This is a genomic window from Pedobacter sp. GW460-11-11-14-TSB4, assembly GCF_059423705.1.
Window position 1 is genome coordinate 97,686 of record NZ_JBWKYI010000011.1, and the last position, 14,815, is coordinate 112,500.

15 protein-coding genes are annotated in these 14,815 nt (G+C 39.6%); 9 read left to right on the forward strand and 6 right to left on the reverse strand.

Annotation, left to right across the window (positions count from 1 at the left end):
* Nucleotides 1-16: 16 nt before the first annotated feature.
* Nucleotides 17-583: a Crp/Fnr family transcriptional regulator gene (locus tag AC07YT_RS13095; RefSeq protein ID WP_086548538.1), complete on the reverse strand. Its 567-nt coding sequence runs from the start codon at nt 581-583 to the stop codon at nt 17-19.
* Nucleotides 584-722: 139 nt separating this feature from the next.
* Between AC07YT_RS13095 and AC07YT_RS13100 the strand changes: the two genes are divergently transcribed.
* Nucleotides 723-1,088 (forward strand): DUF6249 domain-containing protein, encoded by a 366-nt coding sequence (locus AC07YT_RS13100; RefSeq protein WP_086548539.1) that lies wholly within the window; start codon nt 723-725, stop codon nt 1,086-1,088.
* Nucleotides 1,089-1,182: 94 nt separating this feature from the next.
* On the opposite strand, the gene AC07YT_RS13105 is transcribed toward AC07YT_RS13100, so the two are convergent.
* Genes AC07YT_RS13105 through AC07YT_RS13115 form a run of 3 tightly spaced genes read right to left on the reverse strand, consistent with a single transcriptional unit; the run spans nt 1,183 to nt 3,293 of the window.
* On the reverse strand, nt 1,183-1,605 hold the full coding sequence (locus tag AC07YT_RS13105) for a hotdog fold thioesterase (RefSeq protein WP_086548540.1): 423 nt from the start codon (nt 1,603-1,605) through the stop codon (nt 1,183-1,185).
* Complete coding sequence (locus AC07YT_RS13110; protein ID WP_086548541.1) at nt 1,595-2,104, reverse strand: DinB family protein; 510 nt, start codon at nt 2,102-2,104, stop codon at nt 1,595-1,597. The genes AC07YT_RS13105 and AC07YT_RS13110 overlap by 11 nt, the downstream gene beginning before the upstream one ends.
* A complete protein-coding gene (locus AC07YT_RS13115) occupies nt 2,085-3,293 on the reverse strand; it encodes a sensor histidine kinase (protein ID WP_086548542.1) in 1,209 nt (402 codons plus the stop codon). Before AC07YT_RS13115 ends, AC07YT_RS13110 begins: the two co-directional genes overlap by 20 nt.
* A gap of 224 nt (nt 3,294-3,517) precedes the next feature.
* On the opposite strand from AC07YT_RS13115, the gene gltX reads away from it, so the two are divergent.
* The 8 genes from gltX (at nt 3,518) to AC07YT_RS13155 (ending at nt 13,036) form a co-directional block, all read left to right on the forward strand.
* Entirely contained in the window at nt 3,518-5,026 is a 1,509-nt protein-coding gene (gltX, locus tag AC07YT_RS13120; RefSeq protein WP_086548543.1) for a glutamate--tRNA ligase, read from the forward strand.
* Between the two features lie 163 nt (nt 5,027-5,189).
* Entirely contained in the window at nt 5,190-6,032 is an 843-nt protein-coding gene (gene ypfJ / locus AC07YT_RS13125) for a KPN_02809 family neutral zinc metallopeptidase (RefSeq protein ID WP_086548544.1), read from the forward strand.
* Nucleotides 6,033-6,136: 104 nt separating this feature from the next.
* Complete coding sequence (locus AC07YT_RS13130) at nt 6,137-7,270, forward strand: sensor histidine kinase (RefSeq protein ID WP_086548545.1); 1,134 nt, start codon at nt 6,137-6,139, stop codon at nt 7,268-7,270.
* An 18-nt stretch (nt 7,271-7,288) separates the two neighbouring features.
* A complete protein-coding gene (locus AC07YT_RS13135) occupies nt 7,289-10,873 on the forward strand; it encodes a response regulator (protein WP_086548546.1) in 3,585 nt (1,194 codons plus the stop codon).
* Between the two features lie 15 nt (nt 10,874-10,888).
* The gene (locus AC07YT_RS13140; protein ID WP_086548547.1) at nt 10,889-11,260 is read left to right on the forward strand and encodes a response regulator; all 372 of its coding nucleotides are present in this window, start codon (nt 10,889-10,891) and stop codon (nt 11,258-11,260) included.
* Between the two features lie 3 nt (nt 11,261-11,263).
* On the forward strand, nt 11,264-12,082 hold the full coding sequence (locus tag AC07YT_RS13145) for a CheR family methyltransferase (RefSeq protein WP_086548548.1): 819 nt from the start codon (nt 11,264-11,266) through the stop codon (nt 12,080-12,082).
* A complete protein-coding gene (locus AC07YT_RS13150; RefSeq protein ID WP_086548549.1) occupies nt 12,067-12,651 on the forward strand; it encodes a chemotaxis protein CheB in 585 nt (194 codons plus the stop codon). Before AC07YT_RS13145 ends, AC07YT_RS13150 begins: the two co-directional genes overlap by 16 nt.
* Before the next feature lie 19 nt (nt 12,652-12,670).
* Nucleotides 12,671-13,036: a response regulator gene (locus AC07YT_RS13155; protein WP_086549472.1), complete on the forward strand. Its 366-nt coding sequence runs from the start codon at nt 12,671-12,673 to the stop codon at nt 13,034-13,036.
* Nucleotides 13,037-13,265: 229 nt separating this feature from the next.
* Here the strand turns inward: AC07YT_RS13155 and AC07YT_RS13160 are convergent, their stop codons facing one another.
* Both AC07YT_RS13160 and AC07YT_RS13165 read right to left on the reverse strand, forming a co-directional pair.
* Nucleotides 13,266-14,222 (reverse strand): DUF3137 domain-containing protein, encoded by a 957-nt coding sequence (locus AC07YT_RS13160; protein ID WP_086548550.1) that lies wholly within the window; start codon nt 14,220-14,222, stop codon nt 13,266-13,268.
* A complete protein-coding gene (locus tag AC07YT_RS13165) occupies nt 14,222-14,779 on the reverse strand; it encodes a LemA family protein (protein ID WP_086548551.1) in 558 nt (185 codons plus the stop codon). The genes AC07YT_RS13160 and AC07YT_RS13165 overlap by 1 nt, the downstream gene beginning before the upstream one ends.
* Nucleotides 14,780-14,815 lie beyond the last annotated feature (36 nt).

Sequence of the window (14,815 nt, forward strand, 5' to 3'; positions counted from 1 at the left end):
ATGTTAAAAAATGACTTTATTTATGCGCAGCTCTAATTCTGCTCAGCGTAACCTGTGTTACGCCCAGGTAAGAAGCAATATGTTTTAAAGCCACTCTTTTAATCAGCTCCGGAGATTGATTTACAAAGTCCTGATAACGCTCTGCCGCACCTTTAAAAGCCCGGTCTATTAACCTTCTTTCTGTAGCAATTAATTCCTGTTCCGCAATTTTTCTGCCCCAGTTGGCAATTTCTAAATGTTGGTCGTAAAGTAAAAAAAGATCAGTTAGCCTGATTTGAATTAAGCAGCAATTTTCTAAAAGCTCAATATTTTCGTATCCCGGACGGTTATTAATATAGCTGTTAAAAGAAAAAAGAACCGCACCGCTTTCGCCAAACCAAAAGGTAATCTGCTGGTTTTCGCCATCAGAATAGGCCCGGGCAATACCGCTTTCGAGGATATAGAAATAAGGTTCTGTTTTATCGGCGTGGATTAATATTGTTCCCTTTGGATGTGCTACCGGTTTGGAAACAGCAGCTAACCTTTCTAAAGCTTCATTACTGAGCGGCTTAAAAATTTCTATATTTTTTAACTGATTGTGCAAGGGGATTTTTGAATGTTTGATAAAGCTATTGATTTTTTTTCAGCAAGGGTGTAACCTGATTAAAAAGCATGTAGTCATAATACACAGAACACGGTTCAATTTAGACAATAGAATATTTACAAATTAAAAAATTATAATCATGGTAGGTATATTAGTTCCCATCTCACTTTTTTTAGGTGCATTCGCAATGGTATTCGGAATGCGCTATTTATCAAACAAGGAGAAAATGGCAATGATCGAAAGGGGAATCGATCCGGGGGTGCATAAGGCTACCCCAAAACCTTTTTTAAGTTTAAAGTTCGGTTTGCTCTTGGTTGGTTTAGGGGTTGGCTTACTGGTAGCGCTCTTTACCGTTAGGGGCGTATTCGGCAGCGATATGACGAATAGTGAGCAAGGTCAATCAGTAGCCATTTATTTTGGTTGCATCGGAATTTTCGGCGGACTGGGTCTAATTGTTTCTTACCTGGTAGAGAAGAAATGGCTGGATAACAATAAAATGTTATAGTGTTGTCAGGTATTACTATCTGATAATATGAATTCTCAGTCTGATCAGAGCAGTCAAGTTTCATAGCCAGTTTGCTATAAAACTTGACTGCTTTTTATTGCGGTTTGTTAATAATCGCAACGGTTAAGCGGCTAATGCAGTTCATTTTTCCGCGTTCATCGTAAATTTTAATTTCCCAAACCTGAGTTTTGGCACCAATATGTAAAGGCTTACAGATGCCTTTAACCAAACCACTTTTTACTGGTCGTAAATGGTTGGCGTTTACTTCTAAACCCACGGCAACATATTTCTCCGGATCGATACACATATAAGAAGCAATACTGCCCAAAGTTTCGGCCAAAACTACTGAGGCACCTCCGTGCAGTATTCCGGCAGGTTGGTGTGTGCGCTCATCAACAGGCATGGTTCCGATAATAAAATCTTCACCAATTTCTGTAAATCTGATATCGAGCAAGGCTCCAAGATGATTTTTAGGGCGGTTGTTCAGCTCATCAACTGTAAAGTTTTTAAACCACATGGTAACGTTCTTTTAAAATGGAAACATGGTGAATAATGTGTCCGCCAACAATAAATAAAATAGATTTTACATTAATTTCTCTGCCCGAAGCAATTCCCTTTCTGTTGAGTTCTTCTTCGTTTAAAGATTTAAAAAGGTATAAATTAGCTTTACGCAGGGCGATAAATTCTTCAATCAAATCTTCCAGATCGCGTTGGGCAAAGCGGGCATTGGTTACATAATCATCTTCTTCAAAACCTGGTAAAGGCTGCTGTTCTTTCCGGGCAAAACAGGTCATGCGAAAAGCAAAAACACGTTCAGCGTCGATAATATGGCCTAACATTTCTTTCAGTGTCCATTTACCTTCGGCATAGGCATAATCAGCCTTATCGGCGTTTGCCCTAAACAAGGCCGGAAGACTTTGCATCTGATCGTTTAAAATTTCGAAAATATCCCGATCAACTTTACTGATATAGGTTTCGCCCCAGGCTGGGTATTCGTTAGGCTGTGGTCGGTTCATATCTTAAACTGCTTTTTAATATTATTCTAAAAGTTGTGCCCTTACCCAGTTCAGAGTCTTTTACAAAAATTTCTCCACTGTGGTAATTTTCTACAATCCGTTTGGTAAGCGATAAACCCAGGCCCCAGCCACGTTTACGCGTGGTATAGCCGGGTTGAAAAACTGCATCGAACTTAGATCTTGGAATGCCCTTTCCGGTATCACTCACATCAATAAATACCTGCTCCTTGGCTAAATTTTCAATAATATTGATGGAAATTGAGCCTTCGTTTTCGATGGCATTGGCCGCATTTTTTAACAGGTTTTCAATCACCCAATCAAATAATGGAACGTTTAACATCGCCCTTACCTGCTCATCACCGGTAATGCTAAATTTAACCTTGTCGGATGTACGCACCTTAAAATAGCGGATAAAATCGCTCACCACGATATAAACCGTATGGTCTTCGAGTATCGGTTTAGAACCGATTTTCGAGAAACGGTCGGTAATAATTTCCAATCGTTTAATATCGTTCTCCATTTCGGCAATCAACGGGTCATCTTCTGCATCAAATTTCGATTTCATCAGCTCTGTCCAGGCCATCAGCGATGATATTGGTGTACCCAGCTGGTGGGCCGTTTCTTTGGCCAAGCCTACCCAAACATGGTCCTGTTCATCCCTGCGGGCTGAACTAAACGCTGCGTAGGCCGTCAAAAGAAAAAGAAAGATAACGCCCATCTGGATATAGGGAAAATACCTCAACTGCGTTAAAATAAAGGAATCACGATAGTAGGCCTTAAATTTTCTGCCAAAAATATTCATTTCATCCGGTGGATGCTGGGCTTTCATTTGCCTTAACTGCCTTACAAAATATAGGCTATCATAAGTAAGTTTTGCATCCGAAATGGGATAGTTGGTTTTAGTACTATCGAGCCCATTAAAGGAAGTAATGGTTCCGGCCGAATCGGTCATGATTACAGGCGTTTTCGTATTTTTTCTCACGGTTTCAACCACTATGCGATAATCATCGTTATCGTAGAGAAACATCGCCCGCTCCTGAATTTTCACCCAGAGGTGAAATTGGTCCGCCTCTTCGCGTTCCATTTTTTTTACAAAAGAATCGGTGTAAAATACTGAGGCAATGCCAATTAAGATGGCAAAAATGAGAAGGAAAAACTTCCAGCGGCGTTTCTTTTGATAAGGGTTCATGCTTTAGCTAGCCAAATTACAATAACAAAACGAAAAAAACATCAAACCATTATGCTTTTTCAAAAACCTTAAAGCGATCATTTCGAATGCATAATAGCTTCATCGCAGATGAAAACACTATAAAATGGATGAAAAACATATCTTTGCAACGTCTTGCGTTTTGCGCAGAGCGGTAAGCGCCAGAGCGCCCAACGCCTAACGCCAACCGCTCAACAAACCAATTTATGGATAAAAAAGTTAGAGTAAGATTTGCCCCAAGCCCAACCGGAGGTTTGCATTTAGGTGGTGTGCGTACCGCCTTGTTCAATTATTTATTTGCGAAAAGGAATAATGGAACTTTTGTACTTCGTGTAGAAGATACCGATCAAAACCGCTTTGTAGAAGGCGCAGAACAATATATAGTGAACTGTTTAGACTGGTGCGGTATTACGCCAGATGAAAGTCCTGATAATCCTGGTGCATATGGCCCATACCGCCAAAGCGAGCGTAAACCCAGCTACCGCAAATTTGCCGAGCAGTTAATTAGTGATGGTTATGCCTATTACGCTTTCGATACACCGGAAGATTTAGATGCCAAACGTAAAGAAATTCCAAATTTCCAATACGGACAGGCCACACGGATGCAGATGCGCAATTCTTTAACCCTTACCATTAGCGAGGTGGAGGAGTTATTGGCGGCCAAAACACCACATGTTATCCGCATTAAAGTACCAGCCGATGAAATTGTACATTTTAACGATTTAATCCGCGGCGATGTAAGTTTCGAAACTTCATTGGTTGATGATAAAGTACTCTTAAAAGCCGATGGAATGCCAACTTATCATTTAGCTGTTGTGGTTGATGATAAAGCGATGGAAATTACCCATGCTTTTAGAGGAGAAGAATGGCTGCCTTCGGCACCGGTTCATATTTTACTTTGGAAATATTTAGGCTGGGAAGCAGATATGCCGGCATGGGCGCATTTGCCATTAATTTTAAAGCCCGATGGACATGGGAAATTAAGTAAACGCGATGGTGACCGCTTAGGTTTCCCGGTTTATGCCATGAACTGGACCGATCCTAAAACTGGCGATGTAACCAAAGGATTTAAGGAAATGGGTTTTATGCCCGAAGCTTTTATCAATATGCTGGCACTTTTAGGCTGGAATGATGGTACCGACCAGGAGTTATTCTCGTTAAAAGAGCTGGAAGAAAAATTCTCGATAGAAAGAATCAGTAAAGCAGGGGCTAAATTCGATTTTGAAAAGGCCAAGTGGTATAACCATGAGTGGATTAAATCGCAGGGCGCTGAGCGCTTAGCGCCAACCGTTAAAGAAGAACTGGAAAAAGCAGGAATTGAAGTAAATGACCATGCTTTCTTAAATACCGTTATTGATTTAATTAAAGATCGCTGTACATTATTGCCCGATTTTGTGGCGCAGAGCAGTTACTTTTTTGCTTCACCGGAAGTATATGATGTAAACTCGGTAAAGCCAAAATGGACAGTTGAAAAAGCTGATTTTTTTAATGCTTTTGCTGATGGTTTAACCTTAACTGATGCGGTAAGTGCTGAAGCGGCCTTTAAAGCCCTGGCAGAAGAAAAAGGCTTTAAACCAGGCGAATTGATGTTGCCTTTCCGCATTATGTTGGTAGGCGGTAAATTTGGCCCGGGCGTTTTTGATATTGCAGTTTTGTTGGGCGTAGCAGAAACTAAAACAAGAATAACAAAAGCAATTGCTGTTTTTAATAGCTAGCATAAGCCTCATGGCTACAAGCGATAATAGAAGAAGTCGGGTTTAAAACCTGGCTTCTTTTTTTTGTGAAAATGCGAAAGGGTAAATCAATAAAAATAATTTATACTTTAGTATAACAATTGTCCCGTAATTAAGGTTATTCATTAAACTAAAAGAATAGATTATGCAATGGTTTGGTAAAGGCAGTAATAATGTAGAAGACGGCAGAAGTGGCGGTGGTGGAAAAACCATCCTCGGTGGCGGTGTAGGTATAATAATTGTTGTACTCGGGTTAATTTTTGGTAAAGATTTAACGGGTTTGGTTGGCCAGATTCCGGCTACTGCTGGGACAGAAGAAGTAAAGCAGGGCGTACCTGCTAATGATCCACAGGCACAGTTTGTTGCGGGTGTGTTAGAATCAACCGAGCAGGTTTGGGATAAGGAATTTCAGGCAATGGGCAAACAGTATGAGTACCCTAAACTCAGGCTATTCAGAGATGCTGTTCAAACGGCCTGCGGAAATGCCGGAGCCAATGTAGGCCCCTTTTACTGCCCTGGCGATCATAAAGTTTATATCGATTTATCATTTTACGATGATTTAAAGAACCGTTTCGGTGCTGCCGGAGATTTTGCCCAGGCTTATGTAATTGCACATGAGGTTGGCCATCACGTTCAAAATTTATTAGGCATTTCGGAAAAACTCGATCAGGCACGTGGACAGGTGAGTGAAAAAGAATATAACCGCTTGTCAGTGAAATTGGAGTTGCAGGCCGATTTTTTTGCCGGACTTTGGGCGCATAATGCACAAAACCTAAAAGATTTTAAACTGGATGAGGGCGACATTGAAGAAGCGTTAACTGCTGCCAATGCCATCGGCGATGATAAATTGCAAAAACAGGCTACAGGCGATGTTCAGCCCGATTCCTTTACCCACGGCACCTCTGCACAGCGCATGTATTGGTTTAAAAAAGGCTTTGAAACCGGAGATATTAAACAGGGTGATACCTTTAATTCAAATAATTTATAAAAAATCAAAACTTTTTTAAAAGAGTGTTGTTTGTTTACAGTTAATGAGATTTTTATCTCAAAACCAAACATAATTATCCCGGCTTCTTATTTGTTTTAATAAAGATGATCCTTATAGTTGATGACAGGCCCGAAAACCTGATCTCGTTACAGAAAGTACTCCAAGCACACAATTTTGAGGTTGATACCGCATCATCTGGCGAAGAAGCGCTGAAAAAAGTTTTAAAAAACAATTACGTCCTGATTATTCTCGATGTACAAATGCCGGATATGGATGGCTTCGAGGTGGCTGAAGCCATTTCGGGTTTTAGTAAGGCAAAAGATACCGCCATTATATTTCTTTCGGCTGTAAATACAGAGTTAAAATTTATTACCAAAGGATACCTGAGCGGCGGACTGGATTACATTACCAAGCCCGTTGATATTAATGTGCTGCTCCTCAAAATAAAAACATTTTATCGCATTTACGAGCAGAACAGAAAACTTAACGAGGTGCAGGAAAAATTGCTCGAAGAAATCGAATTCCGAAAGCAGGCCGAACATAAAAAAGACGAATTTATCAGCATTGCCAGTCATGAGTTAAAAACACCTTTAACCAGTGTAAAGGGATATATTCAGTTGCTGCAACGCAGCCTCAACAGGGATGATAAAACGATGGCCCAGAACCATCTCGAAAAAGCCAGCATCCAGCTCGAAAAACTAAATGAATTAATTGTCGATCTGCTCGATATCTCGAAAATTGAAAGCGGAAAGATGAAGTTTAACATGAAAAGCTTTTGTGTTGATAACATGGTAAACAATGCCATCGAGATGTTGCAGCAATCTAATCCTGATTTCAAAATCAGCAAACTGGGTAAAACCGACGAAATGGTATTTGGAGATGAAATGCGACTGGAACAAGTGGTTATCAATTTTATTACCAATGCCATTAAATATGCTCCAGGTACCAATCAGGTTAACGTAACCATCCACATTAAAGATGAAAAACTTTATCTGGCTGTAAAAGATTTTGGTATTGGGATTTCAAAAGAACAGCAGCACAAAATTTTTGATAAATTTTATCGGGTAGAAGAAAACAGTAACCGGTTTAACGGCCTGGGCATTGGTTTATATATCTGTTCGGAAATTATTAACCGCCACGGAGGCACAATTGGTGTAAACAGTGTGCCGGATGAGGGCTCTGAATTTTATTTTATCATTCCCACTACCGAAGAAGAAATCCTTAAAAATCAAATCTAATTATCCTTAATTCATATAATGAAAACAACTCTTAAAAATAATTTACGTTTAGGCCTTGGCTTATCGCTAATTATTCTATTTATCAGTTCGCTGGCTTCCTATATTAGTATTAACAACCTGATTAAAAGTACCGAACTGGTTAAACACAGTGATGAAGTGATTTTAAATTCGGAGAGTATTATATCCTATTTAAAAGATGCTGAAACGGGTCAGCGGGGCTTTTTACTAACCGGAAACAAGGTGTTTTTAACACCTTATTACGGTGCAAGCGATTCGGCCGCAGTAATACTGAAAAGAGTTGAGCTTGATACCAAGGATAACAGCGTTCAGCAAAAAAATGTAGCAGCACTTAAAAGCATTCTTTTTAAAAGAATGGATATCATTAAATCGACTATTGAGATTAAAACTTTGGGCGGTGTTATTGATCCTACAGTTTTGTTTCAGGGCAAGGTTTATATGGATGAGGCGAGGTCAATTGTCAGTAAAATGGTAATCGAAGAGAAAAGATTGCTTGAAGAAAGAACCAACGAATTAAATAAACTAACCGCTTATACCCCGATACTGATTTTAATTGCGGCGCTGCTTGCCATTCTGATTACGTTGTTTTTTTACCGTAGAGTATCAATCGATTTTGATGAACGTGTTAAACTTCAACAGGAAATTGAAGATAAAAAATACGAGATGGAGAAACGTATTGTTGCCATTAAAGAAATTGCCTATCAAATTTCTAACGGTAATTATGGCGTAAAACTCGATAGCCAAAGCCGGGATGATATTGGCGAACTTGCCGATTCGTTGAATACAATGTCAACATCATTGAAAAAATCTTTCGATACATTAGAAGAAAACGAATGGTTGCAAACTGGTGTAGCCAACTTAAACGTAAAAATGGTGGGCGAAAAAGACGTTTTCCATTTGGCAGAAGATATTATAGCGTTTTTGGCCAATTATACCAGAAGCCAGATTGGTGCCATTTATTTATTTAAAGATGATGGATACCTGCACTTAAAAGGGCAGTATGCTTTACAAGGACAAAATTTAGCCCAAACCATAGAACTTGGCCAGGGCTTAATTGGCCAGTCGGTTAAAACAGGTAAACCAATATTTCTGGACGATGTTCCGCAGAACGAACTCACCGTTACGCACGCTACCGGGAATATAAAACCGGCACAGCTCATTGTGCTGCCAATTATTAGAAATGAAATTTCAATAGGCGGCTTAGAATTAGGTACTATTGGTAAATACAGCGATCTGCAATTGCACTTTTTAAACCTGGTTTTATCTGATGTGGGTACTGCATTGCTGGGCGCACAAAACAGACAAAAGCTTCAGCAGTTATTAGAAGAAACGCAGGCACAATCAGAAGAATTGCAGGTTCAGCACAATGAGTTGGAAGGCTTAAATGCGGAGCTCGAAGCACAGGCACAGAAACTTCAGGCCAGTGAAGAGGAATTACGTGTACAGCAAGAAGAACTGTTGCAAAGCAACCAGGAACTTGAAGAAAGAAGCAGCCTGCTGGAAGAAAAAAATGAACTGATAGAAGAGCGCAATATAGAGATTCAGCAAAAGGCCGAAGCTTTAGAATTGAGCACAAGGTATAAGTCAGAATTTTTGGCCAATATGTCGCACGAGTTAAGAACACCACTCAACTCAATATTGCTATTGTCGCGGTTAATGGCCGAAAATGAGGCGATGGATCGCGAGCACCAGGAATATGCAGAGGTTATTCAAAGTTCAGGTCAGGGGCTTTTGAGTTTAATCGACGAAATTTTAGATCTTTCTAAAATTGAAGCAGGCAAAATGGAACTCGATCGCACAAATATTAAGGTTGATGAGATCATCTTTAACATGCGTTCGCTGTTTAACCCTTTGGCTAAAGAAAAAAACCTAAACTTTGTGATCGAAAAATCAGCAGAGGTACCTGAGTTTTTTCATACCGATAAAATGCGCTTAGAGCAGATTATCAAAAACCTGCTGTCAAACGCGATTAAATTTACTACCGTAGGTGCAGTAACCCTAAATATCAATAAGAATGAAAAGTTAGGTGCCCTGGTATTTAAAGTTACCGATACGGGCGTAGGCATTGCACCCGAAAAGCAAGGTATGGTATTCGAAGCCTTTCAACAGGCCGATGGTTCTACACGTCGTAAGTTTGGCGGTACAGGCCTCGGGCTTTCCATTAGTAGAGAGCTGGCCAAATTATTGGGCGGTTACATTGATTTAAAAAGTACGGAGGGCGAAGGAAGTATTTTTACGCTAACCTTACCTATTGACCGAAATAAAGGTTTTGACGGTGTTGTGCCGAGTGCAGATAAACCGGTAATCGCTTTAGAGCCGCCGGTAAAAAAAGTAAGCCATTTAACCGTCGAGAATATTCCGCAGGAGATTGAAGATGACCGCGATAATATTCAGCCTGATGATAAAGTGATTTTAATTGTTGAAGATGATACCCCTTTTGCCAAAACACTTTTAGATTTTACCCGTAAAAGAAACTATAAAGGTTTGGTTGCTGTTCGGGGCGATGCAGGTATTGAAATGGCTAAAACCTTTAAACCACTTGCCATTTTACTCGATATCCAGCTGCCGGTTAAAGATGGCTGGCAGGTCATGGAAGAGCTGAAATCAGACCCTTCAACACGACCTATTCCAGTGCACATCATGTCTTCCTTGCAGGTTAAAAAAGAAAGTTTATTAAAAGGAGCGGTAGACTTTATAAATAAGCCTTTTGCTTTTGAGCACATGCAGGAGATATTTTCAAAACTGGAGCATGCCTTAAGCCGTCACCCTAAAAAGGTACTTATTGTTGAAGAAAATGAACAACACGCCAAGGCCTTAAGTTATTTTTTAAGCAATTTTAATATCCAGACAGAAATTGTTAACCAGGTTAACGAAAGTGTTTCTGCCCTGCATAAACCAGAGGTTAACTGCGTGATTTTGGATATGGGCATTCCTGACAAACATGCTTACGAAACCCTGGAAGTGGTAAAGAAGACACCTGGTTTAGAGAATTTACCGATCATCATTTTCACCGGTAAAAACCTTTCAAAAGGAGAAGAAAACCGGATCAAACAATATGCTGATTCCATTGTGGTAAAAACGGCGCATTCTTATCAACGTATTTTGGATGAAGCAGGCCTGTTCCTTCACCTGGTAGAAGAAAAAAGTAAGGAAAAAACCAAAACACCTAAAAAGTTTTCAGAATTGCAGGATGTATTGGTGGGTAAAACCGTGCTGGTGGCAGATGATGATGTACGTAACATTTTCTCCTTAACCAAAATGTTAGAGCAGCATCAAATGAAAGTTGTAGCAGCCACTGATGGTAAAGAAGCGCTTAAACTATTAAACGAAAATCCGGAAATTGATGTCGTTTTAATGGACATGATGATGCCGGAATTAGATGGTTACGAAACGACAACCGCCATCAGGCAGGATATTAAATACCGGAACCTGCCGATTTTGGCCGTTACGGCAAAAGCCATGATGGGCGATCGCGAAAAGTGTATTGCTGCAGGTGCATCCGATTACATTAGCAAACCGGTAGATATGGATCAGCTGATATCGTTATTAAGAGTATGGTTGTACGAAAATCATCATAAATCATAAACCATTTTTTATTTTATGCCTCAAAAATTAATTCTCATAATTGATGATGATAACCGAAACATTTTTGCTTTAAAAGCTGTTTTAAAGGCCAAAGGTTTTGATTGTTTATCTGCTATAAGTGCCAAAGAAGGTTTTTCTATCCTGGAAAAGCACGATAATGTTGCCATTGTTTTAATGGATATGATGATGCCAGATATGGACGGTTATCAGGCCATTGCAGCCATGAAAAAATCGGCTAAAATGCAGAATATACCGGTATTAGCGGTAACCGCCCAGGCGATGGTTGGCGATAAGGAACGCTGCTTAAGCGCAGGAGCCTCGGGTTATGTTTCAAAACCGATAAATGTTGACGAGTTATTAATTCAAATAGAAAATTTTACAAAATAGCTGGTGATAAGTGATGCAATAGATAATGAACAGGTAGAAATCCTGTTGAATGATGTTTTAGAAACTCACGGTTATGATTTTCTGGAATACTCTCATGCATCGATAAAAAGAAGGATTATACGCCTTTACGGACTGGATAATTTTGTGAGTTTCGCTGAATTTCGTTACACCATTAAAACAGATAAGCAGTATTTTAAGCGTTTTTTAGAGGAGATTACGGTTAATGTTACCGAAATGTTCCGCGATCCTTCCTTTTATAAATCTTTGCGGAACGACGTACTTCCTGTACTGGGCACTTATCCGTTTATCCGGATCTGGGTGGCAGGCTGTTCTACCGGAGAAGAGGCTTATTCCCTTGCCATTGTTTTAAAAGAACTTAATTTGCTCAATAAATCGCTTATTTATGCCACAGATATTAATCCATCGGTTTTAGAAAAAGCAAAAAAAGGCATGTTTCCCTTAAATTACCTGAAGCAATATTCTGAAAATTATCTACAATCGGGCGGATTAAAAGATTTTTCTACTTATTACACGGCAAACTACTCATTGGCAAAATTTGATGAAAGTTTAAATAGTAAAATGATTTTTTCTACGCATAACCTGGTTTCCGATCATTCTTTTAACGAATTTCAGCTTATTTTATGTAGAAACGTATTAATTTATTTCGATAAAGACTTACAGCATAAAGTATTTAATCTATTTGATGGTAGCATCGAGAAATTAGGGTACCTTGCCCTAGGAAGTAAAGAAAGTCTGGAGTTCTGGCCAAAAGCCAAAGAATATAAAAGGGTTAAAATGGAGAAAATATGGCGGAAACTGTAAACCCTAAGCCATGTGGAGCCTTAATTATCGGCGGTTCGGCCGGTAGCTTAGATGTGCTGCTCGAAATTTTCCCTGCCTTAAGGAATGATATCAGTTTTCCTATTGTGTTAGTGGTGCACCGTAAGGCCAGTAATGAATCTCTTTTAACTGATTTATTAAAATCGCGTACTACACTCGCGGTAAGTGAAGCAGAAGAGAAGGAATTTTTAAGTTCGGGTAAAGTTTTTATTGCACCTGCTGATTATCATATGCTGGTGGAGCAAGACCAAAGTATATCTTTAGATTATTCGGAAAAAGTAAATTATTCCCGGCCATCAATTGATGTAACCTTTCAATCAGCAGCTGAGGTTTATAAAGAAAAATTAGTCTGTATTTTACTTTCAGGCTCCAACGCAGATGGAGTAGAAGGGTTAAAAAGTGTAAACAATTTTGGCGGTAGGGTGGTTATACAAAATCCAAATACGGCAATAATGCCGTATATGCCACAGCAGGCGGTACTGAACGTTAAACCGCATGTGTTATTGGATAGCCATGACATGGCTGATTATATAAATAAGTTAAATGATTAATTGCTTTTCGGAGGTTAATATGATAGTTGCAAAAAAAGTATTTGTTTTTGATGATAATAGGGACATCCTTGATCTCTGTACATTTATTTTGGAAGATGCGGGGTATGAGATAAAAACATCTGAAAATGCCAATAACATAGAAGAACAGGTTGCGGCCTATATGCCTGATCTGATTTTTATGGATAATTGGTTGCCCGATCTGGGCGGGATACAGGCTACTAAAGCATTAAAAAGCCACCCTGATTTAAAACATATTCCGGTGATTTATTTTTCAGCCAATAATGATATATCTTCATTAGCGGATGAAGCTGGCGCGGATAGTTACTTATCAAAACCATTTGATATTGCTGCCCTCGAAGAAATTGTGAAAAAACATTTGAGCTAGCCCGAAGACTCACGAAGTTTGAAGAAGCTGGTGTGCAGGAAAACTTCGTGAGTCTAGGATGAACCCTGCTAAACTTCCGAAGTTTTCTAGGGCTCGAAAGATCGTCATTTCGAGCGGAGTGCAACGAAGTCGGGAACCACGTAGTACTCAGCGAAGCTAAATCTATCGTGGCAGATCTCTCCATTCCACTGCGTTCCAGTCGAGATGACGAATTTTCTATTTTAAATCTTTATTCCTTTCCCCAGATCCTGGTGTTCAGGTCAAGCTCCTTAACAATATCGTACATAAACTTGATGGTGGAGATATCTTCATTTACGGTTTCCGGACTTAGCAATGATTTAAAAACAGGCGCTTCGAAATAATTCCGGTTCAGCGGGAAACCAATGTACATCCTCGATTCGATAAACGATAAACTGATGTTATACTTGGTTTGATGATTCAGGTTTAATATCCGCTCCATCATCGCAGGTGTGAGGATGTACCTGGATTCGACCTGATCGGAGCCATAAGTCACAAAAGTCTTATCAAATTCTACATTCTCCAATTGAATCACATCCTTACTGCCAAAAGAAAACAGGTTTTTTGAAAACCAGGCACCAAAAGCGGCTCCGAAATCTTTTGGCCTGACAATGGTTACACCATTAAATTTTTTGTTAAAATCGGCAGCAAAGATAATTCCCCTAAAAATGTCGTGCCACTCGGTTCGGGTTCCGTTTTTTGTTTGGGTTACGGTTTTATATTCGGCATGCACCTCTGCAAAGTAAAACCGGGTTTTATCAGCACATCCGGTTACCAGGTCTTCTGTTTTATAACGATCAGGCTCAGTGCTGAACAACTGTGTATACATAAACTCCGAAGCTTCAATTCCCTCGTAGGGATTAATTGACAGGCTTTCGTCTAAAAATTTAAGGGCAGCACCAATTACATTGGTTTTATAGGCATTTTGATAAGCTGTTAAAGAATCGTTGATCTTGAATAGTAAAACACCGCCATAAATAAGGGGAATTAAGCCCCCAATTACACCAGGAATGGGAAAGCTCAGGAAAAAACCCAGAATACAGACCAGAATACCCGCGGCAATAAAAATATAGCCTTTGGTTTGGGCGGCGGCAATTCTTTTGCGTTCTACCTCCATTGTAGCCAAAACTTGCTGTAAGGCTACATTACTTGCAATATCGAACGACATTAATTATTGAAAAGTTCTTTAGCGCTAATGTTTTTACGTTCTTCGGCTGCGGTTTCTAAAACAGCAATCGGTTGGAAGTTTAACATGCCGGCAAATAAACTCCCCGGAAACATCATAATCGAATTGTTGTAATCGGTTACCGAAGCATTATAGGTTCTTTTGGCAGCTGCAATCTGTTCTTCGCTTTCGGTCCAGGTGGTTTGCAGGTTAATAAAGTTAGTATTGGCTTTTAAATCAGGGTAATTTTCGACATTAACCATTAAACCTTTCACACTACTGCTCAATTGGGCATCTAAATCTGCTTTTTCTGCATTGCTGATGTTAGGTGAGCCCGCTTTAGATCTCAGTTCAACTATTTTGGTCAAGGTTCCCTGCTCGTAAGTCGTGTATTGTTTCACCACTTCAACCAGGTTTGGAATAAGGTCGAAGCGCTTTTTAAGCATTACATCAATGGCCGAGAAGGCATTGGTTACCTGGTTTTTCTTCCCGATAAGTGAGTTGTAAAAGAAAATCCCGATAAGAAATATAAATCCGATAATAACGAGGGCAATAATCATAATTTTAGTTTAAGGTTTAGAGAATAAAGATAACAA

Excerpts from the sequence above, each read along its gene's own strand:
- AC07YT_RS13100 (WP_086548539.1), top strand. The coding sequence starts at position 723 with ATGGTAGGTATATTAGTTCCCATCTCACTTTTTTTAGGTGCATTCGCA.
- AC07YT_RS13105 (WP_086548540.1), bottom strand. The coding sequence starts at position 1,605 with ATGTGGTTTAAAAACTTTACAGTTGATGAGCTGAACAACCGCCCTAAA.
- AC07YT_RS13110 (WP_086548541.1), bottom strand. The coding sequence starts at position 2,104 with ATGAACCGACCACAGCCTAACGAATACCCAGCCTGGGGCGAAACCTAT.
- AC07YT_RS13115 (WP_086548542.1), bottom strand. The coding sequence starts at position 3,293 with ATGAACCCTTATCAAAAGAAACGCCGCTGGAAGTTTTTCCTTCTCATT.
- gltX (WP_086548543.1), top strand. The coding sequence starts at position 3,518 with ATGGATAAAAAAGTTAGAGTAAGATTTGCCCCAAGCCCAACCGGAGGT.
- ypfJ (WP_086548544.1), top strand. The coding sequence starts at position 5,190 with ATGCAATGGTTTGGTAAAGGCAGTAATAATGTAGAAGACGGCAGAAGT.
- AC07YT_RS13130 (WP_086548545.1), top strand. The coding sequence starts at position 6,137 with ATGATCCTTATAGTTGATGACAGGCCCGAAAACCTGATCTCGTTACAG.
- AC07YT_RS13135 (WP_086548546.1), top strand. The coding sequence starts at position 7,289 with ATGAAAACAACTCTTAAAAATAATTTACGTTTAGGCCTTGGCTTATCG.
- AC07YT_RS13140 (WP_086548547.1), top strand. The coding sequence starts at position 10,889 with ATGCCTCAAAAATTAATTCTCATAATTGATGATGATAACCGAAACATT.
- AC07YT_RS13150 (WP_086548549.1), top strand. The coding sequence starts at position 12,067 with ATGGCGGAAACTGTAAACCCTAAGCCATGTGGAGCCTTAATTATCGGC.
- AC07YT_RS13155 (WP_086549472.1), top strand. The coding sequence starts at position 12,671 with ATGATAGTTGCAAAAAAAGTATTTGTTTTTGATGATAATAGGGACATC.
- AC07YT_RS13160 (WP_086548550.1), bottom strand. The coding sequence starts at position 14,222 with ATGTCGTTCGATATTGCAAGTAATGTAGCCTTACAGCAAGTTTTGGCT.
- AC07YT_RS13165 (WP_086548551.1), bottom strand. The coding sequence starts at position 14,779 with ATGATTATTGCCCTCGTTATTATCGGATTTATATTTCTTATCGGGATT.